We start from the raw sequence: 24,633 nt of genomic DNA, 5'->3' as shown, positions 1-24,633 counted from the left end.
CCAGGCCTAGCGCGGCTGTCACTACAGGTCTGTAATAACTGCACCTTGCTCCACCCCCGTGGCGGCAGGCGACCTGCGCACACCGCGTCCCGCTCCGGCGGGCCCGCTCTTCCTGGAGGCCCCCACCATGCGCACCCACCACACACCCCGGCGCTGGCACGCCGCAGCCGCAGCCTCGCTCGTGGCCGCAATCGCGGTCACGGCCACCGGCTGCGGCTCCGGCTCGAACGACGGCGGCGGAAGCGCCGGCGGCGACAAGCCGTTCATCGCGCTCAGCAACGGCTTCATCGGCAACGGCTGGCGGCAGACGATGATCGCCAAGTTCGAGGCCGCCGCCAGCCAGGCCCAGAAGGACGGGCTGATCGGGAAGTTCAAGGTCGTCAACGCGCCCGGCGAGAACTCGGCCACCGAGCAGGTGGCCCAGATCAAGAGCCTGCTGCTGCAGAAGCCCGACGCCCTGCTGATCGACCCGGCCTCGCCCACCGCGCTCAAGCCGGTCGTCCAGCAGGCCTGCGACGCCGGCATCAAGGTCGTGGTCTTCGACTCGGCAATCGACGCGCCCTGCGCCCACGTGCTGCTCAACAGCTTCAAGGACTGGGCTACCGCCGCGGCCGAACCACTGGTCAAGGGCATCGGCGGCAAGGGCACCGTCATCGTCAGCCGGGGCGTCGTCGGCTCCCAGCCGGAGGAGGAGATGTACAAGACGACGCAGGAGATCCTGGCCCGCAACCCGGACGTCAAGGTCGCCGCGACCGTCAACGGAATGTGCGACGGCGCCAAGGCGCAGAAGGCCGTGCTCGGCGTGCTGTCCAGCGTTCCGAAGGTGGACGGGGTCATCGGCTGCGGCGACGGCTACGGCATCGCCCAGGCGTTCACCACCGCCGGCAAGCCGATTCCGGCGCTCACCTTCGAGACCAACGGCCGCGCACTGAGCTACTGGAAGGACAGCAAGCTCGACAACGGCTCGGTCGCCGTCATGTCCGACCCGGGCCAGTCGGTGGCCGCCCTCTGGGAGGCGATCGACCTGCTCGACGGCAAGGACATCCCCAAGGAGCTGACCTTCCCGATCGTGCTCGTGGAGCAGAAGGACGTCGCCGCCTGGGCCAGCGCGCTCAAGCCCGACGAGTACGCCGCCTGGCCGTGGACGCAGGAGCTCTTCCGCAAGCAGGTAGAGGCCGTCAAGACCGGCAGCGCCCCGGTCCAGCCGCCGATCCCGTCGGCCGCCGGCTGACCGGGACACCCCCGAAGGAGCGGATCATGCACGTCGACAACCTGCCGGTGGGGTCGCTCGCGACTCCACCGGCGGGCGGCCGGGAGCCGTCGAAGGCGCCACCGGTCGTCACCGCACGGCAGGTGACCAGGACGTACGGACGTACCCGGGCACTCACGGGCGTGGACCTGGAGGTTCGCGCCGGCGAGGTGCTCGGCCTCGTCGGCCACAACGGCGCCGGCAAGAGCACGCTGATGCGCGTCCTCGCCGGCCTCGAAGCGTGCGACGAGGGCGTGGTCACCGTTGGCGGACAGGAGGCACCGCGCGACGTCAGACCGGGTGCCGCTGAGTTCCGCGCGGTACGGATGGCCTACCAGGAGACGTCGCTCTGCCCCGACCTCACCGTCGCGGAGAACATCTGGATCTCGTCCCGGCACAGCCTGCCCCGGCTGCGGTGGCGGCGGGCGGCCAGCACCGCGGTGCGGCGTCGGCTCGACGAGATGTTCCCCGGCCACGGGGTGGCGCCACGCGACCGGGTGGCGGACCTCACCCTGGCCCGCCGCCAGATGGTGGAGATCGCCCGGGCGAGCCTGGTCGATCGACTCGACCTGCTGATCCTGGACGAGCCGACCGAGTCTCTCGGCCCGGACGCCGCCCGCTCCCTCTACGACCACGTCCGCACCCTCACCGCGCGGGGCTCGGCCGTGCTGCTCATCTCGCACCGCATCCGCGAGGTGCTGTCGGTGGCCGACCGGGTCGCTGTGATGCGCGACGGAGCGGTCGTGGCGGACCGGCCCGCGGTCGGGCTCAGCGAGAACGACGTGCTCGCCCTGATGGGGGCCGAGGTGGCCGCCCCGGCGGACCCCGCGCCCACCACGGCGTCACCGACCGGCGACCGTCCGATGGTCGCCGAGCTGCGCAGCGCCAACGGCCAGGGCCTGAACGACGTGTCGGTCCGGGTCGGCGCGGGCGAGGTCGTCGGCCTCGCCGGACTCGCCGGGCAGGGCCAGCAGGAGGTGCTCGAACGGCTGTGGCGCCCGGTCCGCAGGGACACCACGGTGCGTGGCAGCCGCGCGTACGTGCCGGGCGACCGGCAGCGCTCCGGCGTGCTCCCGCTGTGGTCGGTGGCGGAGAACCTCGTCGTCACCGCGATGCGCGACCTCGCCCGGTACGGCCTCCGCCGCCGGGCCGAGGAGAGCGCGGCGGTGCGGAGCTGGGTGGAGCGGCTGGTCATCCGCGGGGGCGCCGACGCGGGAATGACCGAGCTCAGCGGCGGCAACCAGCAGAAGGTCATCGTCGCCCGGGCGTTCGCCTCCGCGGCCGACCTCGTCCTGCTCGACGACCCGTTCCGCGGGGTCGACGTGCACACCAAGACCGACCTCTACGCGCTCATCCGCGAGGAGGCCGCCAACGGCCGCAGCGTCGTCTGGTACTCCAGCGAGAACGCCGAGATGGCCCACTGCGACCGGGTCTACGTGCTCCGCGCCGGCCGGGTCGTCGCCGAGTTGGCCGGCGAAGAGATCTCGGAGGAACGGATCATCGCCGTCTCCTTCGCCGAGTCCACGGGAGAACGACGATGACCAACCTCGTCGTGGCGGCCGTGCCGCCACGGGCCCAACTGCGCCGTCTCGCGCCGGCCATGGTCAGCACCGTCGCCATGTTCGCGATGGTCGTCGTCTGCGCGTCGCTGCAGTCGGACGTGCTGACCGTGACCGGCCTCACCCTGATCCTCTCGGCCACCGTCCCGCTGGTCATCGCCGCCCAGGCCCAGATGATGCTGATGTCGGTCGGCGACATCGACCTCGGCATCGGCAACTTCGTCGGTCTGGTCACCGTGGTCACCGCGACCAGGCTGGTAACCGAGCCCGGCACCGGCGTGCTGCTCCTGATCGGTCTCGTGGCCGCGTACGCGCTGCTGGGAGCGCTGATCCACCTGCGCCGGGTGCCGTCGCTGATCGCCACCCTCGGCGCCTCCTTCGTGTGGCTGGGGCTCGGGCTGTTCGCCCTGCCCACCCCGGGCGGGAGCACGCCGCGGTGGCTGGCCACCTTCGGGTCCTGGGCGCCGGCCGGCTTTCCGGCGCCGCTGCTGCCGATCCTGGTTGTGTCGGTGCTGGTCTGGCTGCTCGCCTCCCGCGGCTCCGTCGGGGTACGGGTCCGCGCCTTCGGCAGCAACCCCGTCGCGCTGCGACGGGCCGGCCTGAGCCCGTTGGCCGCCCGGGTCGTCGCGTACGCGGCGGCCGGCACGCTCGGTGTGCTCTCCGGTCTCCTGCTGGCCTCGCAGACCGGCGGGGGCGACGTCTCGTCCGCCTCCAGCTACACGCTGATCACTGTCGCCGCGGTAATCCTCGGCGGGGGCTCCTTCCGGGGCGGCAACGCCGTGCCGTGGGGCGTCGCCATCGGTGGCGTGACGCTCGGTCTGGTCAGTGTCGTCCTCAGCCTGCTCGACGTGCCGTCCAACCTCCAGTCGGCCGTCCAGGGCGCGATCGTGCTGGCCGTGCTCGCCGGCCGGGTCGTGGTCGGAAAGGTGCTCCGATGATCCTCCGTACCCTCGCCCGCCCCTGGATCTGGGGCTTCGTGGCCGCCGCGCTCGTCTGGGCCACCATCCTGGCGATGTCCAGCCAGGGCGGCGGGCAGACGGTCTCCCTGGCGCTGTCGCTGGCGCCGTACCTGGTCATCGTCGGCCTGGGCCAGATGCTCGTGATCACCGCCGGGCCGGGCAACATCGACGTCTCGGTGGCCCCGATCGTCTCGCTCGCCGGATTCGTCGCCGTCGGGACGACCGCGTCGACCGGGTCGGTGGCGGTGGGCGTCCTGGCGGGAATCGGTGCCGGTCTGGCCGTCGCCGTGATCAGCGTGCTGGCCATCCTCGGCCTCTCCGTCCCCCCGATCATCGCCACCCTGGCGGCCGGGCTGATCGCCTCGTCGCTGACCCTCTCGCTGGCCGACGGCTTCACCGCCGTGCCCGACGACGGGCTGCGCCGACTGCTCAACCTGCGCCCCGCCGGTGTACCGGTGCTCGCGGTCGCCGTGGCCGTGCTCACCGCCGTGGTCGTCGCCCTGCTCAGCCGCACCACGTACGGGCGGTCGCTGCTCGCCCTCGGCCAGAGCCGGCCGGCCGCGGAACGGGCCGGCATTCCGGTCGCCCGGATCCTCGCCGCCACCTACCTGGCCAGCGGCGCCCTCGCCGGCCTGGCCGGCGCCCTGCTGGCGGCGTACATCGCCCCCTCGCCCGACCTGGGCACCCGGTACCTGCTCGACTCGGTGGCCGTCGTCGTCATCGGCGGGACGCTCATCTCGGGCGGTCGCGCCGTACCGGTGGGCATCTGGGGCAGCGCGCTCTTCTTCATCCTGCTCGACGGCCTGGTGAACCTCGTGGGCTGGAGCACCGCCGCGCAGAACCTCCTCAAGGGCGCGCTGGTGCTGTTCGTCCTCTTCCTCGCCGGTGGCGGAACGCTCCGCGACGCCACCAGCCCCCGACCCCGGCGGCGGCCGCGTCCCGCGACCGCCGTCACCGCCGCAACAACCACAGGAGAGAACACCCATGGCTGACACCGACGGTCTGCTCGACGCCCGCACCTTCACCGGCGGCGAGCGCGCGGCCACCCACTTCCACGTCAAGGGCGCCCATGCGCAGGACTGGGGGCTGCAGAACCGGCTCGCCCGCATCTTCCGACCCGACAACGGCCGCACCGTGATGCTGGCCTTCGACCACGGCTACTTCCTCGGCCCGATGGCCGGCCTGGAGCGGATCGACACCAACATCGCCCCGCTCGTGCCGCAGGCCGACGCGATCATGATGACCCGGGGCGCGCTGCGCACCAGCATCCCGTCGCGGAGCACGGCCGGCGTGGTGCTGCGCGCCAGCGGCGGCCCGAGCGTGCTGCGGGACCTCTCCGACGAGCACATCGCGCTCGACATCGAGGACGCGGTACGGCTCAACGCGGCGGCCCTGGCGATCCAGGTGTTCATCGGCGGCGAGCACGAGTCGCGGTCGGTGGCGAACCTGGCCAAGCTGGTCGACGCCGGCCAGCGGCACGGCATCGCCGTCCTGGGCGTGACCGCGGTCGGCAAGGACATGGTCCGCGACGCCCGCTACTTCCGGCTGGCCACCCGGATCAGCGCCGAGATGGGCGCGCACATCGTCAAGACGTACTACGTCAACGAGGGCTTCGAGACCGTGACCGCCAGCTGCCCGGTGCCGATCATCGTCGCCGGCGGCAAGAAGCTCCCCGAGATCGACGCGCTGACGATGGCGTACCGGTCGATGCAGGAGGGTGCCGCGGGCGTGGACATGGGCCGCAACATCTTCCAGAGCGAGCACCCCGCGGCGATGCTCGCCGCGGTCCGCGCCGTGGTGCACGACGACGCGCGGCCCGAGGACGCCCACGAGCTCTTCCGCGAGCTGTCGGCCGGTTCCGCCGCCTCCTGACCAACCCCAGGGGTGCGGGACCCGGCGCGGGCCCGCACCCCACACCCCCGGGAGCCCTCCATGTCGTATCCACACACCGGACCCGGTGACGTCATAGACCTCGTCATCGTCGGCGCCGGCATCAACGGCCTCGCCATCGCCAGAGACGCCGCCGACCGCGGCCTGAGTGTCGTCGTCGTCGACCGGGGCGACATCGGCGCCGGTACGACGAGCACGTCGAGCCGGCTCATCCACGGCGGCCTGAAGTACCTCGAGCGCTACGACTTCACCCTGGTCAACGAGTCCATCCGCGAACGCCACCTGCTGTTCCGCACCGCCCCCCACCTGGTGCACGACTACCCGATGCTCATCCCGTCCTACGCCAGCGACAGCCGACCGGGCCCCCTGGTCCGGCTCGGCCTGGCGGCCTTCGACGTGCTCGCCGCCCGCCGGGGACGCGGGGTCAGCCGGGGCCTGTCCGCCCGGCGGATCGGGCAGCGCTGGCCGCAGCTGTCGCGCGACGGGTTGCGCGGCGGAGTGCTCTTCCACGACGCGCAGGTGCCGTGGGCCGAGCGGCTCTGCGTCGAGCTGCTGCTCGACGCCGAGCGGCTGGGCGCGCGGGTGCTGACCCACACCACGGTGACCGGGCTGATCGTCGAGAACGGCCGGGTGCTCGGCGTGCGAACCACGGACAACCAGTCCGGGCGGCAGGGGCGGATCCGGGCCCGGCTCACGGTGAACGCCGCCGGGCCGTGGATCGACCACGTCCTGCGGGGGCAGATCGAGTGCCGGCGGCTCAACGGCGGCACCAAGGGCAGCCACGTCATGCTCGACCCGTTCCCCGGCGCCCCGGACACCTGCATCTTCTTCGAGGCCGCGGCCGACCGGCGTCCGATCTTCATCTTCCCGTGGCAGGGCCGTTACATCCTGGGCAGCACCGACCTCACCTACGACGGCGACATCGACGAGGTCGTCGCCAGCGACGCCGAGATCGAGTACCTGCTCAACGAGACCAACCGGATCATCCCGCAGGCCAGGCTCACTCCGGCCGACGTTCTCTACAGCGTCGCCGGGATCCGCCCGCTGCCGTACACCACGGGCGTGTCGGACAATGCCAAGATCAGTCGCGGGCACACCGTGCTCGACCACGCGCCGGCGTACGCGGGACTGCTGTCGATCATCGGCGGCAAGCTGACCACCCACCGGGCGCTCGCCGAGGACGCCACCGACGCGGCGTTGAAGGTGCTCGGCCGGCCCCGGCGGCGGTGCAACACCCGCACCCGGCCGCTGCCGGGGGCCGACACCGCCGACTGGCGTGCCTTCCGCGCGGAGTTCCAGCACTCGGCGGCGCCGTTCACCGCCGACCAGCGGACCCGGTTGCTCGACCTGTACGGGGTGCGGGCACGCCGGGTGCTCGAACTCGCCACGACCGACCAATCACTCGCCGAGGTCGTCGACGAGCAGAGCGGAGCGGTGGCCGCCGAGATCGTCATGGCGTTCCGCGAGGAACGGGCCGTGACGTTGGCAGACGCCCTGTTGCGCCGTACCCTGATCGGCCTCGGCCCGGACATGGCGGTGTCGACGGCCGTGACCTGCGCGGACGTCGCCGTCCGGCACCTCGGCTGGGATGCCGCACGGGCCCGGACCGAGGTGGCCGCCTACCACGCCGAACTGCGGCGCTTCCGCCCGCGCGCGCTGCAGCTCTCACCGGCGACCCCGAACAGCGACAGGAGGACGTCGTGACGGCACCGCAGACCTGCTACCTCGGGGTCGACGTCGGCCTCACCGCGACCAAGGCGGCCGCGTTCGACGTCGAGGGAGGCGAGTTGGCCGTCGTGCACGCCCGCACGCCCCGCACCAGCGTGAACGCGCACCGCCACGACGTGGACATGCGCGCGCTGGCCGACACGGTGATGTCACTGCTCGCCGAGATCACCGGCAAGCTCGACGCCGACGGGTACGCCCCGGCCGGCATCGGGGTGGCCGCCCACGGCAACGGCCTCTACCCGGTCGACGAGGCGCTGCGCCCGGTCGGGCCGGCCATCGCCTCGTCGGACAGCCGCGCCCAGCGGATCGTCCAGGCGATCCCGCCGGAGGGTGCCCGCCGGCTGGCCCGGGAGACCGGCTCCATTCCCTGGGCCGCCCAGCCGGCCGTCCTGCTCCGCTGGCTGCGCGACGCCGAACCGGACGCCTACGCGGCCACCCGGTGGGCCCTGTCCTGCAAGGACTGGGTCACCTCGCAGCTCACCGGCGTCGCCGGCGCCGACTACAGCGACGCCAGCGCCTTCGGGATGGTCGGACTCGACACCCGCGCCTACACCGCCACGGCGCTCGAACTGGTCGGGCTGCCGGCCACCGACCTCGACCGGTTCCCGCCGCTGCGGCGCTCCGACGAGGTGGTCGCCGGGCTGAGCGCCGCCGCGGCGGCCCGTACCGGACTCCCCGAGGGCCTGCCGGTCATCGCGGGCTGCATGGACTGCGTGGCGGCCACCCTGGGCGCCGGGGGTCGGGAGGCCGGCGACGGAACGATCATCGTCGGCACCTGGGCGATCAACGGTGTCGTGGTCCCCGCGCGCGCCCCCGCACCCGAGGTCACCCTCAGCGCGTTCATGCCCGACCCGGCCACGATGCTGGCGATGGAGGTCGCTCCGACCTCGGCGGCGAACCTGGAGTGGCTGGCCTGCGCCGGGGTCGCGCACGACCAGGTCGGCGGTGTCGCCGCCGCGGAACTGCTCAGGGAGGCGGCCGCCGTGCCGCCCGGGGCCGACGGGCTGTTGTTCCTGCCGTTCGTCAACGGGTCGCCCGAGCACCCGTCGGCTTCCGGCACCTTCCTCGGCATCTCCAGCAACCACCGCCGTGGACACCTCACGCGGGCGGTCATCGAGGGGGTGGCGCAGTACCACCGGGTCCAGGTCGACCGGGTGCTGGCCAGTGGTGCGGACGTCGGGGACCGGCCCTGGCGGTTGGCCGGCGGGGGTGCCCGGTCCACGGTCTGGGCGCAGATCTTCGCCGACGTGCTGGGGCGGCCCGTCCGGCGCCAGCTCACCAGCGAACTCGGCGCCCGTGGGGTCGCCTCCCTGCTCCCCGGCGCGCTCGCCCACGACGTGCCGCCGTGGACCGTCAACGACGAGGACGACCTGTGCGTGCATCCGGGTCCCGACCGGGCCGCCTACGTCGAGCACTCCCGGGTGTTCGACCGCTGCCTCGCCGGGATGTCCTCGGTCTGGTCGGAGGTCGAGCACTACCGCGACGCCGACCGGAACGGCTGAGGGACCTTCGGGCCGGCGGGCGGTGCCGGCATCGGCGCCGTGCGCGAGCAGGGCCAGGCCGGCGGCGGCCCACGTCTCGACGCCGAGGCGGGGCCGCCGGCGCGCCCGACGCGGCGACCACCTCGCCACACCATACCCCCCCAGGTATGCTGGGGCATCGAAGGCCGCTGACGCATTCCCGGCCCCGGCGCGGGTGCGCCCGGCGACCGCCCTTCTCCTACCCGGGAGGTTCCATGACGTCGGTCCGGCATCATCAGGTCGTCATCGTCGGCGGCGGCACCGCCGGCATCAGCGTGGCCGCGCGGCTGCGCCGTCGGGGCGTCTCCGACGTCGCCCTGGTCGAACCCTCCGCGCACCACTACTACCAACCGCTCTGGACCCTGGTGGGAGGCGGCCTCGCCACGGCGGGCGAAACCGTCAGGCCACAGCGGAAGCTCGTCCCCCGGGGCGTGAGCTGGATCCGGGACCGGGCGGTCGGGGTCGATCCGGACGGTCGCACCGTCACGCTCGACGGCGGCGATGTCGTCGCCTACGACCAACTGGTCATGGCGCCGGGGCTGCAACTCGACTTCGGCGCCGTCCCCGGCCTGGCCGAGTCGGTCGGCCGCGACGGGGTGTCCAGCAACTACCGGTACGACCTCGCCCCCCGGACCTGGGAGTTCATCCGCGCCGTACGCGGCGGCACCGCGATCTTCACCATGCCGGCCGGGCCGGTCAAGTGCGGCGGCGCTCCGCAGAAGATCGCCTACCTGGCCGCCGACTGGTGGCAGCGGCAGGGGCTGCGTGACGCCACGCGGATCATCCTCGTGCTGCCGACGCCGAGCATCTTCAGCCAGCCCGACTGGGCCAGGGTGCTCGAGTCCGTGGTCGCCCGGTACGGCATCGAGGTCCGCTACGAGTCGCAGCTCGTCGAGGTCGACGGCGCCGGCCGCCGGGCGACCATCGTCGACAACAGGTCCGGCGCCACGGAGACCGTCGACTACGACCTGCTGCACGCCGTGCCGCCGCAGAGCGCCCCGGACTGGCTCAAGGGCAGCCCTCTCGCGGATCCCGCCAGCCCCTTCGGCTACCTCGCGGTCGACCGGCACACGCTGCGGAGCACCCGCTGGCCGGAGGTCTTCGCACTCGGGGACGTGGCGAACCTGCCCACCTCGAAGACCGGGGCCGCCATCCGCAAGCAGGCGCCGGTCGTCGTGGCCAACCTGCTCGCGGCCCGCCGGGGCGAACCGCTGCCGGCCCGCTACGACGGCTACACCTCCTGCCCGCTGGTCACCGCGCACAACCGGATGCTGCTCGCCGAGTTCGACTACGAGCTCAGGCCCAGGCCGAGCTTCCCGTTGATCGACACGATGAGGCCGCGTTACGACATGTGGCTGCTCAAGCGGCACGGGCTGCCGGCGATGTACTGGCACGGCATGTTGCGCGGCCTCGCCTGACCGATCCGCCGGGTGTCGAAGGTCCCGAGGATCAGGGACCTTCGACCCGGAATATACCCCCCGGGGTATGCGCTACCGTAGGTGCGTCGTCGACCGCCAGCGCGAAGGAGTTCAGCACCATGTTGTTCACCCAGTACTACCTGGACTGCCTGTCCCAGGCGTCGTACCTCGTCGCGGACGAGACGAGCGGGCGGGCGGTGCTCGTCGACCCGCGCCGCGACATCGACGAATACCTGGCCGACGCGCGCCGGCGCGGCCTGACCATCGAAGGGGTGATCAACACCCACTTCCACGCGGACTTCCTCGCCGGCCACCTGGAGGTCGCCGCGGCCACCGGCGCGTGGATCGGCTACGGCCGACGGGCCGAGACCGAGTACCCGATCCGCAAGCTCGCCGACGGGGAGCGCATCAGCCTCGGCGACGTGACCCTGGAGATCATGGAGACCCCCGGGCACACCCCCGAGTCGATCAGCATCCTGGTCCACGAGCACGCCGCCGACACGGTGCCGTACGGGGTCATGACCGGCGACGCGCTGTTCATCGGCGACGTCGGCCGGCCCGACCTGCTCGCCTCGCTCGGCGTCACCGCCGACGAGCTGGGCCGGATGCTCTACGACAGCGTGCAGCGCAAACTGATGGGCCTGCCCGACGAGGTGCGGGTCTTCCCCGCCCACGGCGCCGGCTCGGCCTGCGGCAAGAACCTGTCCACCGAGCGGCAGTCCACGATCGGCGAGCAGCGCCGCACCAACTACGCCTGCGCCCCGATGAGCGAGCAGCAGTTCCTCGCCCTGGTCACCGGCGGGCAGCCGGCGGCGCCCGGCTACTTCGCCTTCGACGCCGCGCTCAACCGCAAGGCCCGCGAACTGTTCGACCACACCCGCTCCGCCCGGGCGCTCGACGCCGCCGCCTTCCGCGCCGCGCGGGCCGACGGGGCCGTCGTGGTCGACGCCCGCGACCCGCACGAGTACGCCGCCGGCCACCTGCGCGACGCGCTCAACATCCCCGCCGACGGCCGCTTCGCCGAGACCGCCGGCAGCGTGGTCGCGCCGGACCGCGACGTCCTCGTCGTGGCCCCGCAGGGCCGGGAGGAGGAGATCGTCGTACGCCTCGCCCGGATCGGCTTCGACCACGTCGTCGGCTACCTGCGCGAGCCCGACGAGGCGTTGCCCGGGATGGCCGCCGACCTGACCCGGGCCAGCCGGGTCACCGCCCCCGAACTGCGCGCGGCGCTGGAGCGGCCCGGGCCGCCGGTGGTCCTCGACGTCCGCAACGCCGGCGAGCGCGAGCAGGGCGCCGTCGAGGGATCGCGGCACATCCCCCTCGCCGAGCTGACTGAACGCCTGCACGAGGTCCCGGCCGACCGGCCCGTGGTCGTGCACTGCGCCGGCGGATACCGCTCCTCGGTCGCGGCCAGCCTGCTGCGCGCCGACGGCCGCTCGGACGTCTCCGACCTGCTCGGCGGCTACGGCGCCTGGCAGACCATGCGCGACTCCGCCCCCGCCTGAGCGGCGGCGGGCGCGAAGGCGCGCGGCCGGCGGCGCGGGTTCGCTCCCGGGCGAGGGTGGCCCCGCCGGACGGAATTAATACCCTGGGGGGTATGTTGTGACTGTCGGGTACGGCAATCGTGACAGGCGGGCGGCGCTGCCGGCGCGGCCCCGTCCATCGGAAACACCCGCGCCCGGAGATACCCCCGGGGGTAGGTGTTACGGTGTGAACGGAGGTAGACGAGATGAAGTTGCGCCCCGAGATGACCGGCGAGGCACTGACCCGCCTGAAGCGCGCCCGAGGGCAGCTCAACGCGGTCATCGAGATGATGGAGAACGGCCAGGACTGCCGCGAGGCACTGACCCAGCTGGCCGCGGTGTCGAAGGCGATCGACCGCGCGGGCTACAAGATCATCGCCTCCGGCATGCGGCACTGCTCCGCGGCCCGCGATCGCGGCGAGCAGCCGGAGATGACCGAAGAGGAACTGGAGAAGCTGTTCCTGGCCCTGGCGTGATCCGCCGGGCCTGAACGCCGGAGCCCCGGCGGCGTGTCCCGCCGGAGCCCCGGCGGCGTGTCCGCCGGGGCGGGTGACGCGTTGTCAAATTCGACAAAGGGTGCAGACTATTCCCTGCATACCCCCCCGGGTATGTAGGGAGGGGTGAAGGGAGAAGACGAAATGTCGGTGCAGGTGTCGGTCATCGCGACCTCGTCCCTGGGAGACCGCAGCTACCTCGCGACGGACGGCCGGGTGGCCGTGGTGGTGGATCCGCAGCGGGACGTCGACCGGATCATGTATCTCGCGGGCGAGAAGGGCGTGCGGATCACCCACGTGGTGGAGACCCACATCCACAACGACTACGTCTCCGGCGGCCTGGAGCTGGCCCGGCTCACCGGCTCGCAGTACCTCGTCTCCGGCCGCGACGAGGTGGGCTTCGACCGGACGCCCGTCACCGAGGGCGACGAGGTGACCGTCTCCGACCGGCTGCGGCTGCGGGTCGTCGCCACACCGGGCCACACCTTCCACCACCTGTCGTACGTCCTCGACGAGGCCACCGACGGCGGCTGGCAGCCGGCCGGGGTGTTCACCGGCGGCTCGCTGCTGTTCGGCACCACCGGCCGCACCGACCTGCTCGGCCAGCAGCACGCCCACACCCTCGCCCACCACCAGCACGACTCGGCGCGGAAGCTGGCCGACCTGCTCCCCGACGGCGCCCAGGTCTGGCCCACCCACGGCTTCGGCAGCTTCTGCTCCGCCAGCCAGTCCGACGCCCCCGAGTCCACCATCGGCCGGGAGAAGCAGGCCAACCCCGTGCTGCGGCTGGCCGCCGACCGGTTCGTCACCGAGACCCTCGCCGGCCTCGACGCCTACCCCGCCTACTACGCCCACATGGGCGTGGCCAACACCGCCGGCCCCGCCCCGGTCGACCTCACCCCGGCCACCCGCGCCGACGCCGCCCAGCTGCGCGAGCGGATCGCCGCCGGCGAGTGGGTCGTCGACCTGCGACACCGCAAGGCGTACGCCACCTCGCACCTCGCCGGCACCGTCGGCCTCGGCCTCGACGGGCCGATGTCGACCTGGCTCGGCTGGCTCATCGACTGGGGCGTGCCGATCACCCTGCTCGCACAGACGCCCGAGCAGGTCGCCGACGCCCAACGCGAACTGGCCCGCATCGGCATCGACCGGCCCGCCGCTCAGGCCACGGGAGACCCCGAGCGGTGGGCGACCGACCCGGCCGACCTGCGCGAGCTGACCGTCGCGGACTTCCCGGCCCTCGCGGCCGCACAGGCCGGCGACGCCCCCGAGGGCCTGCCCGCGCCACAGGTCGTCCTCGACGTCCGGATGACCAACGAGTGGAGGGCCGGCCACATCGACGGCGCGGTGCACGTGCCGCTGCCCGACCTGCCGAAGCGGCTCGCCGACGTGCCCGAGGGCGTGGTCTGGGTGCACTGCGGCTCCGGCTACCGCGCCACCGCAGCGGCGTCCCTGCTGGCCAACGCCGGCCGCGAGGTCGTCCTGATCGACGACTCGTTCGGCCGCGCCGAGCAGGTCGGCGTCCGGATGGCCGCCGCCGCCTGAACGTCGCCCGCGCCGGGCCGGAGCGACTGCCGGCCCGGCGTGGCGGCCGCACGACCACGCGGGCCACACCAGCGGCCCGCGCCCCGCACATCCGAAGCGACTCAAGGAGAGAGCATGACCACCCCGACCAGCCCCGCCACCCTCGACGCCGCGACCCTGCGCGAGCTGATCGACACCGGGCGGGCGCCCCGACTGCTCGACGTGCGCACGCCCGGGGAGTTCGAGACGTCCCACATCCCCGGCTCCTACAACGTGCCGCTGGACCTGCTCAAGGAGCACCGCGAGGAACTGCTCCGTCACCTCGACGAGGACGTCGTGCTGATCTGCCGCTCCGGCGCCCGCGCCACCCAGGCCGAGCAGACCCTCGCCGGTGCCGGCCTGCCCAACCTCAAGGTCCTCAAGGGCGGAATCATGGCCTGGCAGGCCGCCCACGCCCCGATCTCCCAGGGCAGGCCCCGGTGGGACCTGGAGCGCCAGGTCCGCCTGGTCGCCGGCTCCATCGTCCTGGTCAGCATCCTCGCCTCGGTGTTCGTCCCCGGGCTGAAGTGGGTCGCCGCGTTCATCGGCGCCGGGCTGACCTTCGCCGCCCTCACCAACACCTGCGCGATGGGCATGCTGCTCGGCAAGCTCCCCTACAACCGGGGCGCCAGCTGCGACCTGGACACGATCGTCGGCCAGCTGCGCGGAGGGCCGGCCGCCGGGCGGCGGTCATGAGCGGCGGCCTGGCGCTTACCGTCGGGCTGGCCGTGCTGATCGGGATCAGCCTCGGCCTGCTCGGCGGCGGCGGATCGATCCTCGCCGTGCCGCTGCTGGTGTACGTCGCCGACCTGCCGGCCAAGGAGGCCATCGCCACCTCGCTGCTGGTCGTCGGCGTCACCAGCGCCGTGGGCGTGCTGCCGCACGCGCGGGCCGGCCGCATCCGGTGGCGCACCGGCCTGGTCTTCGGCGTGGCCGGCATGGCCGGCGCGTACGCAGGAGGCCGCCTGGCCGAGTTCGTTCCGGCCGGCGTGCTGCTCACCGGGTTCGCCCTGATGATGCTGGCCACCGCCGTGGCGATGATCCGGGGTCGGCGGGCCGCGGCGGGACGGCCGGCACCGCACGAGCTCCCGGTCCTGCGCGTCGTCCTCGACGGCGTCGTGGTCGGTCTGGTGACGGGCCTGGTCGGTGCCGGCGGCGGCTTCCTGGTGGTGCCGGCGCTGGCGCTGCTCGGCGGTCTGCCGATGCCGGTCGCCGTCGGGACCTCGCTGGTGGTCATCGCGATGAAGTCGTTCGCCGGGCTGGCCGGCTATCTCTCCAGCGTCGGCATCGACTGGGGCCTGGCTGCCGCGGTGACGGCTGCCGCCGTGGTCGGGAGCCTGCTCGGCGGTCGTCTCGCCGGCCGGATCCCCGAGGAGGTGCTGCGCAAGGCGTTCGGCTGGTTCGTCGTGGCGATGGGCGTGTTCGTGCTCGTCCAACAGGTGCCGGACGAGGTGCGGACGAACCCGCTGCTGTGGGTGGCGCTGGGTCTGGCCGCCGCGCTGGCGATCGGCGTCGCCGTCCGGCGGAGCCGACGGCGGGAACGGCAGCCCACCCGTACGGCCGTGGCGGCCGGACGTCGCTGAGATCCGGCGGTGGCCGGGGTGAGGGGGTTCTCTGACCAACCCCCTCACCCGGACGTCGCCGCGCCGCCGAGGAGTCAGCGGTTGTCGTACGCCTTCACCACCGAGTTCGGGATGCGGCCGCGCTCGGAAATCTGGTAGCCGTTCTCGACGGCCCATTCGCGGATCGCGCGGGTCTGCGCGCGGCTGCGACCCGCGGGCGCCACCGGAGTCGTCGACCGATCCGGGTCAATGCCACTTCGGCCGATCCGCCGGGCGGCGTCGATGTACACGTCGAGGGCCTTGCGCAGGGCGCCGGCATTCTGGTCGGACAGGTCGATGGCATAGGCGACGCCGTCGAGGCTGAAGTCGATGGTCCGATCCGCGGATCCGCCGTCGAGGTCGTCAGTCAGGATGGTGATCACTTTCCGGGCCATGACGGCAACTCCCGCGCATTCGTCGTGCATGGTCGATTCGTGGAATGGTACGCCCGACCGCATCCCTATCGACGGTTGGGCACCGCAAGAATCGATCGCTCGATTGGCCGGACGCAAGCTCGCGACGAAAGGCGTTCATCAAGCGAAAAGATCGGGGCATTGGCGCAATCCACGAGTCCGCCGGGGCGTGGGCACGCCGCCGGAGCGTGGGTGCCGCCGGGCCGGCCCGGCGCTCGCCACCGGCGCGCTCGCGACCGGGCGATCCGGTCACAGCGCCCGACGGAGCCACTCCTCGACGCCGGCGACGTGCACGGTGGCCCAGGAACGCGCGAGATCGGCCTGCCCGGCCGTGATCGCGTCGACGATGGCCTGGTGCTGCTCCCGGGTGCGGGTGACGGCGCCCTCCTGCGTGACGCCGCGCCAGATGCGGGCCCGGGTGGTGGGCCCGGAGAGACCTTCGAGCAGCGAGCACAGCACCGTGTTTCCGGAGCCGACGGCGATCAGACGATGGAACTCCAGGTCGTTGGCGACCAGTGCCTCGACGTCCGAGGTGTCACCCAGGCTGTCGAGCACCGCCTGGAGGCCGGCGACGTCCTCGGCGCTCATCCGTCGCGCGGCCAGTGCCGTGGCGGCCGGCTCGAGGATGCGCCGAACCTCGAGGAAGTCCAGCACCGTGTCGTCGCGGTGGAAGTCCACGACGAAGCTGAGGGTGTCGAGCAGCAACTGCGGGGCGAGGCTCGTGACATAGGTGCCCGCAGCAGCGCTACGTCAACCTACGTCCGGTGGAGTGACGGCGTGGGCGGCGGGCTCATCGTCGACGGCCGGCTCGCCCGCGGCGCGCACGGCGCCGCCGGCGAGATCGGCCACGTCAGCGTCGACCCCGACGGCGAGGCCTGTCCGTGCGGCGGCCGTGGCTGCCTGGAGCTGCTGATCCGCCCGTCGGCCCTCATCGAGCGGTGCGCCGACCGCGGCGTGACCGTCGCGGACCCGGCCGACCTGGCGGCGCTGGCACGTGCCGGCGAGCCGACCGTCGAGGAGGTGGTGCGGCACGCCGCGACGCTGCTCGGCCGGGTCCTCTCGGGCATGGTGGTGCAGTTGGATCCGGGCAAGGTGGCCATCGGCGGCACCCTGGCCCAGGCCGGCGAGGTGGTGCTGGAGCCGGTGCGGGCGACGATCGGCCGGTTGGCGATCCCCCGTCACCCGCGCCACCTGGACGTCGTGACGGCCCGGTTCGGCGACGAGGGCGGCGCCCTGGGCGCCGTCGCGGCCGCCCTGCGGCTCAACGTGCCCGAGCCCCTGCCCGCCCGTCCCCCGGCATAGGCCGGTGCGGGCGGTGACCACGCCCGCACCGGCCCCGGTGTCCGGCCGACTGCCGGCGTCGGGCTACGGCACCTCGGGCAGCAGGGTGAGCAGCCGCTCCACCACCCCGGCCATCGCGTCCCGCCCCGCCGCGAGGTAGCGGCGCGGGTCGCGGGACTCGGGCAGGGCGGCCCGGACCGCGTCGGTGAAGGCCACGTTGAGGGCCGTCCCGACGTTGATCTTCACCATGCCGCGCCCGACCGCCGCGCGGATCTGCTCCAGCGGCACCCCCGAGGAACCGTGCAGCACCAGGGGCACGGGCACCGCGTCGCGGATCGCGGCCACGAGGTCGAGATCCAGCGACGCCGTGCGGTCGGCCATCGCGTGGGTGCTGCCCACCGCGACGGCCAGCGCGTCGACGCCGGTCTCGGCCACGTAGCGGGCGGCCTCGGCCGGGTCGGTGCGGACGCCGGCCGCGTGGGCGCTCGCCGGGGCGTCCGGCTTGCCGCCGACGTGGCCGAGCTCCGCCTCGACCCACAGCCCGCGCTCGTGCGCCCAGTCGGTCGCCTTACGGGTGGCGGCCACGTTCGCCGCGTACGACAGCGCGGACGCGTCGACCATCACGGAGCTGAAGCCGGCGGCGGGGGCCTGCTCCAGCAGGCCGACGTCGTCGACGTGGTCCAGGTGCAGCGACAGCTCCGCGCCGGCAGCGCGGGCGATCTCGGCGGTCGCCGCGGCGATGGCCGAGACGCCGCCGTGGTAGCGCGCCGCGTTCTGGCTGATCTGCAGGATCGCGGGCCGGTGCGCCCGCCGCGCCGCGGCGGCGATCGCCTGGGCGTGCTCGATGGTGATCACGTTGAACGCCAGCACGCCGGTGCCGGCGGCGCGGGCGGCGGCCACCAGGTCGGCGGTGGGGACGAGGGTCATCGGCGCTCCTCAGGCGGCGGGCACGGGCAGGACGACGGACCGGGTGAGCAGCCGGGGGCGGTCCGGGTCCAGGCCGCGCCGGGTCGCGAGCTCGACCGCGAGCCGCTGCGCGGTGGTGAGGGACGCCATGGGGTCACCGTGCTCGTGCACCACGATCGCGCCGGTGCCGGCCAGGTCGTCGCGCAGCCCGGGCACCGGCGGACCGAAGATCCAGACCACGGACCGGTGGTCGATCACGCTGATCGGGCCGTGCCGGAACTCCATCGCCGGGTACGACTCCGCCCAGACCTGCGCCGCCTCGCGCAGCTTCAGGGCCGCCTCGTGCGCCAGTCCCACCGTCCAGCCGGTGCCGAGGAAGGTGAACTGCTCCCGGCCGACCACGGCCGGGTCGAGCGGTTCGGCCAGCCGGGCCCGCGCCTGGGCGATCGCGTCCGTCAGGTCCCGCCCGAGGCCGACGCGCCAGGCGGCCAGCGCGGTCGTGGCGAAGCGGGTCTGCACCACCGACCGCTCGTCGGCGAGGCCGAGGACGACGCGGTCGGTCGCGAGCCGGGCCGCCGGCAGGGCGGCGTCGGTGGTGACGACCGTCGAGCGGGTGCCGGCCGGCAGCCCTTCCAGGAGCCGGACCACCTCGGTGGTGGTGCCGGAGCGAGTGATGGCGACGACGCGGTCGTACCGCCGCCCGGTGGGGAACTCCGAGGCGGCGAACGCGTCGGTCTCCCCCTGCCCCGCCGACTCCCGCAGCGCCGCGAAGCTCTGCGCCATGAAGTACGACGTGCCACAGCCCACGACGGCGACGCGTTCGCCGGGCCGGGGCAGGGCCCGCGCCACCTCCGGCTGCGCGACCAGCGCCGCGGCGTGCCGCCAGGTCTCGGGTTGGGAGGCTATCTCGGAAGCGACGTACGACACGGTTCCTGCTTTCTGTCGGTGCGTGGTGTTTCCAGGGTTTCCACGGTGGTTCCGGGCAGCAGCCGGGAGGCCACGTCGGCGTCGTATCCGCCCGCCCACGGGCAGGCGACGGCGGCGGCGGAGACGGCCGCGCCCCGGGCGAGGACGTCCCGCCACGGCGTCCGGGTGACGAGCCCGTACGCGAGCACGGCCGCGAGGGCGTCGCCGGCGCCGGTCGGGTTGCCGGGCACCCGTTCGGGCGCTCGGACGTCGTAGGTGGCTCCGTCGGCGACCGCCACGAATCCGTCCTCGCCCCGGGAGACGACGCCGGCGCCGGCGCCGAGCCGGACGAGTCGCCGCGCCACCACCACGGCGTCGTCGCGGGTGCGTACCGGACGGCCGAGCAGATCCGCCGCCTCGTGGGCGTTCGGTTTCGCCAACGCCGGCGCGGCGGCCAGCGCGTGCCGCAGCGCGGGACCTTCGGCGTCCACGACGGCGTCGACGCCGTTGGCCCGGGCGATGGCGACGAGGTCGGCGTAGGCGGTCTCGGGTACGCCCGGTGGCCGGCTGCCGGACAGCACCACCACCCGCGCCGCCCCGACCCGCTCCGCGTACGCCTCCCGGAACGCCGACCAGCGCGCGGCGGTGACGGGCGGGCCCGGTTCGTTGAGGACCGTCGCCCCGCCCTCCGCGAGGACGGTCACCGTCCGGCGGGTCTCCGCGTCGAGGCGGGTGAAGTGCGCCGGCACGCCGACGGCTGCCAGCTCGGCCTCGATCCGGTCGCCGGCGGCGCCGCCGAGCAGGCCCAGGACCAGGGTCTCGGCGCCCAGCTGACGCAGCACCCGGGCGACGTTCACCCCCTTGCCCCCGGCCCGGCAGACCACGTCCGTGACCCGGTGGGACGTGCCGGGCACCAGTTCCGGCACGGAGTAGGTGACGTCCAGTGCGGGGTTGAGCGCGACCGAGATGATCAGCCCGTTCCGGTCCGGGCCGGTGGCGCTCACTTGACCGATCCGGCGGTCAGGCCGCCCACGACCTTGCGCTCGATGAGGGCGAACAGGATGATCACCGGCACGGTGGCCACGGCGGACGCCGCGAACAGGTGCCCCCAGTCGATCTGGTAGCCGCCGAGGTAGCTGTCGAGCACCACGGTGAGCGGCTGCTTCTCGGGGTCGGAGGTCAGGATCAACGCGACGACGAACTCGTTCCAGGCGGCGATGAAGGTGAAGATCAGTGCCGTGACGACGCCGGGCCAGGCCAGCGGCAGGGTGATCCGCAGCAGCGCGCCGAGCCGGCCCGTCCCGTCCACGGTCGCCGCCTCCTCCAGCTCGACCGGGATGGAGCTGATGTAGGCGTTGAGGATCCAGGTCGCGAACGCGAGGTTGAAGCCGGCGTTGACAAGCGTCAGGCCCCAGATCGAGTTGTTCAGGCCGAGGGCCACGAACTCCCGGTAGATGCCGACCAGCATCGCCGTGGGCTGGAACATCTGCGTGACGAGCACGAGCAGGAGGAACACGGTGCGGCCCCGGAACCGGTGCCGCGCGGTGTAGTACGCGGCGGGCAGCGCCACGAGCAGGACCAGCAGGGTCGCGCCGGCCGCCACGCGGAGGCTCACCCCGAGGTTGGTGCCGAGCCCGCTGGACCAGAGGGTGACGAAGTTGGACCACTCGAACCGCGACGGCAGGTAGGTGGGGTCCTTCAGCTCGTCGCTCGGACGCGCCGCCGCGACCACCATCTCCAGGTACGGGAGCAGGAAGAGCGCGGCGACCGCGTACGCGACGCAGGCAAGAATGATCTTGCGCCCGGAGGGGCGGCGCGCCCGCCCCGACGCGACGGCTGCGGTCACGACTGCACCTGCGACTTTCCTCTGCTGGCCCGGACGAAGAGGGCGACGAGCACGATGACGATGCCGAAGTTGACGACGGACATGGCGGCGGACTCGGCGATCGAGGACGACTTCAGCTGGTACATGAAGATCGTCGTGGTGGCCGTCTGGTCGCCCGGCCCACCGGCGGTCATGGCCCAGATGATCGGAAAGCTGTTGAAGACGTTCATGATGTTGATCAGGACGGCCACGAGCAGCGCCGGGCGCAGCAGCGGCAGGGTGACCGACCGGTAGGTGCGCCACGGCGACGCCCCGTCGAGCAGCGCGGCCTCGTAGACGTCGGCGGGGATGCCCTGCAGGCCGGCGAGGATCGCGTAGGTGGTGAACGGAATGGAGACGAAGACCGCCACGCCGATCATCCACCACAGCGCGACGGAGGGCCGGCCGAGCCAGTCGGCCTGTGCGGTGCCGAGTTCCGGCAGCACCCCGATGTCGTGCAGGAAGAGGTTGATCAGGCCCGACCGCGAGTCGAGCATCCAGCGGAACACCACGGCGGTCATGAAGACCGATGCCGCCCAGGGCGCGACGAGGGCCCACCGGGCCACCCGCCGCCCGGGGAACTCCTGGTTGAACAGCTGCGCGAGGACCAGCGAGCACGCCATCGTGACGGCCACCACGGCCACGACCCACACGAGGGTACGCACCACGACGGCGCCCAGTGCGGGCTCGCGCAGCAGCGCCTCGAAGTTCTCCCAGCCCGCCCAGCCGTGGTCGAAGCCGATCGCGTCGATCCGGTGGAAGGCGGTGCGGAACATCAGCACGACGGGCACCAGCACCACGCCGATGATCAGCAGGATCGCCGGCCCGATCCAGACCAGCGGTTCGAGCGCCGCCCACGCGGAGCGCCGGCGGCGGGCGGGCTCGCTGGAGCGCGCGGCACGAGCCGCCTCGGGGAGCGGCGTCAGCGTCACGGTTCTTGCCATCTGAGTCCTATCGGGCGCCGGTGGGCGGTGGCGCGCGGGTGGGGACCCGCGCGCCACCGGAGAGGTACGGAGGCGGGCTACCGCCCCGCGGTCGCCTTGGCCTGCAGGTCGCCGAGGACGCGCGCCGGGTCGCCGGTGACGGCCAGGCCGATGTTCTTCTTGACGGCGGGGAGCACCGTGGCGGTCCACTTCTCGTCGCTGGGGAACTGCACGGTCTGCGGCAGCAGGCTGGCGAAGGTGCCGAGCACCGGGTCGCTCTTCAGGCTGTCCAGCGCGGACTGGGTGCCGGGCAGCAGCGCGTACTGCCTGGCGAAGGCGAGCTGGCGCTCGTCGGTGAGCGCGAAGTCCAGGAACTGCTTGATGGCCGCCGCCCTGGCCGCGTCCCTGGTCTTGAACGCCTGGATCGCGTCCGCCACGCCGAGCGTCTGCTGGACGGGGCCGGTGCGCCCGGGCACCGGAGCGGTGGCGTAGTCGGTGGCGGAGAGCTTGCCGGCCGAGGCGATGGTGGCGGTGAGGAACGGCCCGTTGAACTCCATGCCGACCTTGCCGGCGGCGAAGTCGGCCGCCGCGTTGGCCGTGCGGTCGTAGGTGGCCGGGTTGGGCTGGGTGAGGCCCGCCGCGACGAGGTTCTTGAGGAACGTGAACGTCTCGACGTTCTGCCGGCTGTCGATGGTGTACTTGCCGTCGGACTGCCAGCCACCGCCGTTGCCCAGCATCCAGAGGGTCGACTCGGCCTGCGCCTCCTCCGGGCCCAGCGGCAGGGCGTAGCCGATGTACCCCTTGGCCTTCAGGGCCCGCGCGGCGTTCTCCAGCTCGGCCCACGTGGCCGGCGGCTTGTCGATCCCGGCCTCGGCGAACGCCTTCTTGTTGTAGAACATCGCCCGGGCGGAGGTGACGAACGGGGCGGCGTACTGGACGCCGTCGACGCTGAAGGCCTCCTTGAACACCGCAGTGCCGGCGGCCGGGTTGGACAGGACGTCGCCGAGCGGCGCGACCAGCCCGTTCGTCGCGTACTGCGGATAGAACACGCCCTGCAGGATGTCGGGGTAGTCCTTGTTCTGCAGCTGGGTCTTGACCTTGGTGTCGTAGTCCGTCCAGTTGATGGTCGTGACCTCGACCGTGATCGAGGGGTTCCGGGTGTGGAACTCGTCGGCGATCTTCTGCCAGTACTTCTGGGTCGTGTCCGCGGGGCCGGTGCCGTAGTCCGCGCCGACGAACTTCAGGGTGATCGATCCGTCCGACGAGTCGTCGGAGGAGCCGCAGCCGGTGATCGCGAGCGCTGCGGCGGTGGCGAGGGCGAGCGCCGCGCCCAGACGTCGTTTCATGTCCGCCTCTTCCGGGAGATGCCGATGGCGCGAATGCATGACCTTTTGTGACATCGGAGCGCCAATATCTAGCAGGATGTTGCAGACCCTAGGATCTGGCTCGGGCGCCGTCAAGGTCCGTCCACAGGCGAGCACCTCTTGACGGCCATCGATCCGCCTCGTACCGTTGTCAGACATCTGACGTACGACATCCCTGTCGCTGAGCCAAGGCGCAGTCCCGTGAAACCCACCGGAGGCACGCGGCAATGCTCTTCTTCCGCGAACGACGTCTTTCCCTGGTGCTGGCCGCCCTGCTGGCCGGCGCCGGGGTCCAGGTCCCGTCGCCGGCGCGGGCGGCCAACCCGGCGCCCCTGGTCGCACCGAGCGTGCGGGAGTGGACCGGGGGGACGGGCACCCACACGCTGACCCCGGCCTCCCGGATCCTGGTGGACCCCGCCCACACCACGGAGCTGTCGTCGGTGGCGACGTCGCTCCGCGTCGACCTCGGCGCGATCAGCGGCGTCGACCTGCCGGTCGTTCCGTCGGCAACGGCGAGGACCGGCGACATCCTGCCCACCCTGGCCGGCGCCGACGCCGGCATCGGCGACGAGGGGTACCTGCTGACCGTCGGCGCACACGTCGCGGTCCGCGGGAACGCGGCCGCCGGCGTGTACTACGGAACCCAGACCCTGCTACAGGTCGTCACGCAGAGCGCGACGCGGACCACCGCGCTGGCGGGCTCCGTCCGGGACCACCCGCGGTACCGGCAGCGGGGGCTCATGCTCGACGTCGGCCGGCACTTCTACGAGATGGACTACCTGGAGAACCTGCTCCGCCGCATGGCGTGGCCGCGGCTGAACACGCTGCACCTGCACTTCACCGAGTGGAACGGCTTCCGGCTGCGCAGCGACCGGTACCCCGGCCTGGCCTCCGCCCAGTCCTACAGCGAGGCCGACCTGCGCCGGCTGCAGGACGTCGCCCGGAGGTACCACGTCACCGTCGTGCCCGAGATCGACCTGCCCGGGCACGCCACCGCGATGACGACGTACGACCCGACGATGCGGTTCGAGTGCCCGTCGATGGACTACGCCCCCTGGCCGGGCGGGTCGAACGGCGGCTGGACCCTCAACCTGACCAGGGAACACGCCCGCACGTTCGCGATGAACCTGCTGTCGGAGTTCGTGCCCCTCTTCGATGGCCCCTACTTCCACATCGGCGGCGACGAGTACCAGAACGACGCCGCCAAGGACAGCTGCCCGGAGCTGGTCCCGCTCGACGTGACCGGCAGCTCCACCGCCGACGGCGCCGACGTGATCCAGTGGACCCCCACCGGTGCGGCCAACCAGCAGTGGCGCGTCACGCGGGTCGGCACGTACGTCACCGTCACCAACCGGAACAGCGGCAAGCCCCTCGACCTCACCGGGCCGGTCGCCGACGACGGAACGGACGTCGTCCAGCGCACCGGCAACGGCGCGGCCACCCAGCAGTGGGCCCTGTCCTAGCCGGCCCCG

23 protein-coding genes are annotated in these 24,633 nt (G+C 73.0%); 15 read left to right on the top strand and 8 right to left on the bottom strand.

Going from position 1 to position 24,633, the window contains the following annotated elements:
• Nucleotides 1-58: 58 nt before the first annotated feature.
• The 13 genes from GA0070606_RS27830 to GA0070606_RS27770 all read left to right on the top strand — a co-directional run bounded on the left by GA0070606_RS27830 (nucleotide 59) and on the right by GA0070606_RS27770 (nucleotide 15,486).
• A complete protein-coding gene (locus GA0070606_RS27830) occupies nucleotides 59-1,231 on the top strand; it encodes an ABC transporter substrate-binding protein (protein WP_218106071.1) in 1,173 nt (390 codons plus the stop codon).
• 26 nt (nucleotides 1,232-1,257) lie between these two features.
• A complete protein-coding gene (locus GA0070606_RS27825; RefSeq protein ID WP_091106200.1) occupies nucleotides 1,258-2,790 on the top strand; it encodes a sugar ABC transporter ATP-binding protein in 1,533 nt (510 codons plus the stop codon).
• Nucleotides 2,787-3,746 (top strand): ABC transporter permease, encoded by a 960-nt coding sequence (locus GA0070606_RS27820; protein WP_091106198.1) that lies wholly within the window; start codon nucleotides 2,787-2,789, stop codon nucleotides 3,744-3,746. Before GA0070606_RS27825 ends, GA0070606_RS27820 begins: the two co-directional genes overlap by 4 nt.
• Complete coding sequence (locus GA0070606_RS27815; RefSeq protein WP_091106195.1) at nucleotides 3,743-4,759, top strand: ABC transporter permease; 1,017 nt, start codon at nucleotides 3,743-3,745, stop codon at nucleotides 4,757-4,759. The genes GA0070606_RS27820 and GA0070606_RS27815 overlap by 4 nt, the downstream gene beginning before the upstream one ends.
• Complete coding sequence (lsrF, locus tag GA0070606_RS27810; protein WP_091106193.1) at nucleotides 4,752-5,639, top strand: 3-hydroxy-5-phosphonooxypentane-2,4-dione thiolase; 888 nt, start codon at nucleotides 4,752-4,754, stop codon at nucleotides 5,637-5,639. The genes GA0070606_RS27815 and lsrF overlap by 8 nt, the downstream gene beginning before the upstream one ends.
• A 60-nt stretch (nucleotides 5,640-5,699) precedes the next feature.
• On the top strand, nucleotides 5,700-7,361 hold the full coding sequence (locus tag GA0070606_RS27805; RefSeq protein WP_091106190.1) for a glycerol-3-phosphate dehydrogenase/oxidase: 1,662 nt from the start codon (nucleotides 5,700-5,702) through the stop codon (nucleotides 7,359-7,361).
• Complete coding sequence (locus tag GA0070606_RS27800; protein WP_091106187.1) at nucleotides 7,358-8,887, top strand: FGGY-family carbohydrate kinase; 1,530 nt, start codon at nucleotides 7,358-7,360, stop codon at nucleotides 8,885-8,887. The genes GA0070606_RS27805 and GA0070606_RS27800 overlap by 4 nt, the downstream gene beginning before the upstream one ends.
• Nucleotides 8,888-9,120: 233 nt before the next feature.
• Nucleotides 9,121-10,323, top strand: coding sequence for an NAD(P)/FAD-dependent oxidoreductase (locus GA0070606_RS27795; protein WP_091106184.1), 1,203 nt, complete (start codon nucleotides 9,121-9,123; stop codon nucleotides 10,321-10,323).
• 119 nt (nucleotides 10,324-10,442) lie between these two features.
• Entirely contained in the window at nucleotides 10,443-11,828 is a 1,386-nt protein-coding gene (locus GA0070606_RS27790) for an MBL fold metallo-hydrolase (protein WP_091106182.1), read from the top strand.
• Between the two features lie 224 nt (nucleotides 11,829-12,052).
• Nucleotides 12,053-12,322: a metal-sensitive transcriptional regulator gene (locus tag GA0070606_RS27785; RefSeq protein ID WP_091106179.1), complete on the top strand. Its 270-nt coding sequence runs from the start codon at nucleotides 12,053-12,055 to the stop codon at nucleotides 12,320-12,322.
• 162 nt (nucleotides 12,323-12,484) lie between these two features.
• Nucleotides 12,485-13,885, top strand: a complete 1,401-nt coding sequence (locus GA0070606_RS27780) for an MBL fold metallo-hydrolase (protein WP_091106176.1) — start codon at nucleotides 12,485-12,487, stop codon at nucleotides 13,883-13,885.
• A 114-nt stretch (nucleotides 13,886-13,999) separates the two neighbouring features.
• Complete coding sequence (locus tag GA0070606_RS27775) at nucleotides 14,000-14,599, top strand: rhodanese-like domain-containing protein (RefSeq protein ID WP_091106174.1); 600 nt, start codon at nucleotides 14,000-14,002, stop codon at nucleotides 14,597-14,599.
• The gene (locus GA0070606_RS27770) at nucleotides 14,596-15,486 is read left to right on the top strand and encodes a sulfite exporter TauE/SafE family protein (RefSeq protein WP_091106171.1); all 891 of its coding nucleotides are present in this window, start codon (nucleotides 14,596-14,598) and stop codon (nucleotides 15,484-15,486) included. The genes GA0070606_RS27775 and GA0070606_RS27770 overlap by 4 nt, the downstream gene beginning before the upstream one ends.
• Nucleotides 15,487-15,560: 74 nt before the next feature.
• On the opposite strand, the gene GA0070606_RS27765 is transcribed toward GA0070606_RS27770, so the two are convergent.
• Nucleotides 15,561-15,899 (bottom strand): histone-like nucleoid-structuring protein Lsr2, encoded by a 339-nt coding sequence (locus tag GA0070606_RS27765; RefSeq protein WP_091106168.1) that lies wholly within the window; start codon nucleotides 15,897-15,899, stop codon nucleotides 15,561-15,563.
• A 267-nt stretch (nucleotides 15,900-16,166) separates the two neighbouring features.
• Nucleotides 16,167-16,622: a FadR/GntR family transcriptional regulator gene (locus tag GA0070606_RS27760; RefSeq protein WP_091106165.1), complete on the bottom strand. Its 456-nt coding sequence runs from the start codon at nucleotides 16,620-16,622 to the stop codon at nucleotides 16,167-16,169.
• Here GA0070606_RS27760 and GA0070606_RS27755 point away from each other — a divergent pair.
• On the top strand, nucleotides 16,584-17,219 hold the full coding sequence (locus GA0070606_RS27755; protein ID WP_091106163.1) for an ROK family protein: 636 nt from the start codon (nucleotides 16,584-16,586) through the stop codon (nucleotides 17,217-17,219). The genes GA0070606_RS27760 and GA0070606_RS27755 overlap by 39 nt on opposite strands.
• 63 nt (nucleotides 17,220-17,282) lie before the next feature.
• On the opposite strand, the gene GA0070606_RS27750 is transcribed toward GA0070606_RS27755, so the two are convergent.
• From GA0070606_RS27750 to GA0070606_RS27725, 6 genes are all read right to left on the bottom strand, one after another.
• Nucleotides 17,283-18,125 carry a class II fructose-bisphosphate aldolase gene (locus tag GA0070606_RS27750; RefSeq protein ID WP_091106160.1) on the bottom strand — a complete coding sequence of 281 codons (843 nt, stop codon included), beginning with the start codon at nucleotides 18,123-18,125 and terminating at the stop codon, nucleotides 17,283-17,285.
• Between the two features lie 9 nt (nucleotides 18,126-18,134).
• Entirely contained in the window at nucleotides 18,135-19,031 is an 897-nt protein-coding gene (locus GA0070606_RS27745) for an SIS domain-containing protein (RefSeq protein WP_091106159.1), read from the bottom strand.
• Nucleotides 19,007-20,014: a 1-phosphofructokinase family hexose kinase gene (locus GA0070606_RS27740; RefSeq protein WP_245724838.1), complete on the bottom strand. Its 1,008-nt coding sequence runs from the start codon at nucleotides 20,012-20,014 to the stop codon at nucleotides 19,007-19,009. The genes GA0070606_RS27745 and GA0070606_RS27740 overlap by 25 nt, the downstream gene beginning before the upstream one ends.
• Nucleotides 20,011-20,856, bottom strand: a complete 846-nt coding sequence (locus tag GA0070606_RS27735; protein ID WP_218106070.1) for a carbohydrate ABC transporter permease — start codon at nucleotides 20,854-20,856, stop codon at nucleotides 20,011-20,013. The genes GA0070606_RS27740 and GA0070606_RS27735 overlap by 4 nt, the downstream gene beginning before the upstream one ends.
• Nucleotides 20,853-21,818 (bottom strand): carbohydrate ABC transporter permease, encoded by a 966-nt coding sequence (locus tag GA0070606_RS27730; protein WP_091106156.1) that lies wholly within the window; start codon nucleotides 21,816-21,818, stop codon nucleotides 20,853-20,855. Before GA0070606_RS27730 ends, GA0070606_RS27735 begins: the two co-directional genes overlap by 4 nt.
• Before the next feature lie 77 nt (nucleotides 21,819-21,895).
• Entirely contained in the window at nucleotides 21,896-23,143 is a 1,248-nt protein-coding gene (locus GA0070606_RS27725; protein WP_091106154.1) for an extracellular solute-binding protein, read from the bottom strand.
• Nucleotides 23,144-23,388: 245 nt separating this feature from the next.
• Here GA0070606_RS27725 and GA0070606_RS27720 point away from each other — a divergent pair, with 245 nt between their 5' ends.
• Nucleotides 23,389-24,624 (top strand): family 20 glycosylhydrolase, encoded by a 1,236-nt coding sequence (locus GA0070606_RS27720; protein ID WP_091106152.1) that lies wholly within the window; start codon nucleotides 23,389-23,391, stop codon nucleotides 24,622-24,624.
• The last annotated feature ends 9 nt before the right edge of the window (nucleotides 24,625-24,633 follow it).

This window comes from Micromonospora citrea (assembly GCF_900090315.1).
Classification (GTDB): domain Bacteria; phylum Actinomycetota; class Actinomycetes; order Mycobacteriales; family Micromonosporaceae; genus Micromonospora; species Micromonospora citrea.
The sequence above is the reverse complement of the archived record's forward strand: the minus strand, read 5'-3'. Positions and strand labels throughout refer to the sequence as shown.

Coding starts and splice junctions, on each gene's coding strand:
- GA0070606_RS27750 (WP_091106160.1), bottom strand. CDS start 18,125: ATGACCCTCGTCCCCACCGCCGACCTGGTGGCCGCCGCCCGCGCCGCC.
- GA0070606_RS27795 (WP_091106184.1), top strand. CDS start 9,121: ATGACGTCGGTCCGGCATCATCAGGTCGTCATCGTCGGCGGCGGCACC.
- GA0070606_RS27775 (WP_091106174.1), top strand. CDS start 14,000: ATGACCACCCCGACCAGCCCCGCCACCCTCGACGCCGCGACCCTGCGC.
- lsrF (WP_091106193.1), top strand. CDS start 4,752: ATGGCTGACACCGACGGTCTGCTCGACGCCCGCACCTTCACCGGCGGC.
- GA0070606_RS27780 (WP_091106176.1), top strand. CDS start 12,485: ATGTCGGTGCAGGTGTCGGTCATCGCGACCTCGTCCCTGGGAGACCGC.
- GA0070606_RS27790 (WP_091106182.1), top strand. CDS start 10,443: ATGTTGTTCACCCAGTACTACCTGGACTGCCTGTCCCAGGCGTCGTAC.
- GA0070606_RS27725 (WP_091106154.1), bottom strand. CDS start 23,143: ATGAAACGACGTCTGGGCGCGGCGCTCGCCCTCGCCACCGCCGCAGCG.
- GA0070606_RS27815 (WP_091106195.1), top strand. CDS start 3,743: ATGATCCTCCGTACCCTCGCCCGCCCCTGGATCTGGGGCTTCGTGGCC.
- GA0070606_RS27785 (WP_091106179.1), top strand. CDS start 12,053: ATGAAGTTGCGCCCCGAGATGACCGGCGAGGCACTGACCCGCCTGAAG.
- GA0070606_RS27765 (WP_091106168.1), bottom strand. CDS start 15,899: ATGGCCCGGAAAGTGATCACCATCCTGACTGACGACCTCGACGGCGGA.
- GA0070606_RS27825 (WP_091106200.1), top strand. CDS start 1,258: ATGCACGTCGACAACCTGCCGGTGGGGTCGCTCGCGACTCCACCGGCG.
- GA0070606_RS27805 (WP_091106190.1), top strand. CDS start 5,700: ATGTCGTATCCACACACCGGACCCGGTGACGTCATAGACCTCGTCATC.
- GA0070606_RS27820 (WP_091106198.1), top strand. CDS start 2,787: ATGACCAACCTCGTCGTGGCGGCCGTGCCGCCACGGGCCCAACTGCGC.
- GA0070606_RS27730 (WP_091106156.1), bottom strand. CDS start 21,818: ATGGCAAGAACCGTGACGCTGACGCCGCTCCCCGAGGCGGCTCGTGCC.
- GA0070606_RS27720 (WP_091106152.1), top strand. CDS start 23,389: ATGCTCTTCTTCCGCGAACGACGTCTTTCCCTGGTGCTGGCCGCCCTG.
- GA0070606_RS27770 (WP_091106171.1), top strand. CDS start 14,596: ATGAGCGGCGGCCTGGCGCTTACCGTCGGGCTGGCCGTGCTGATCGGG.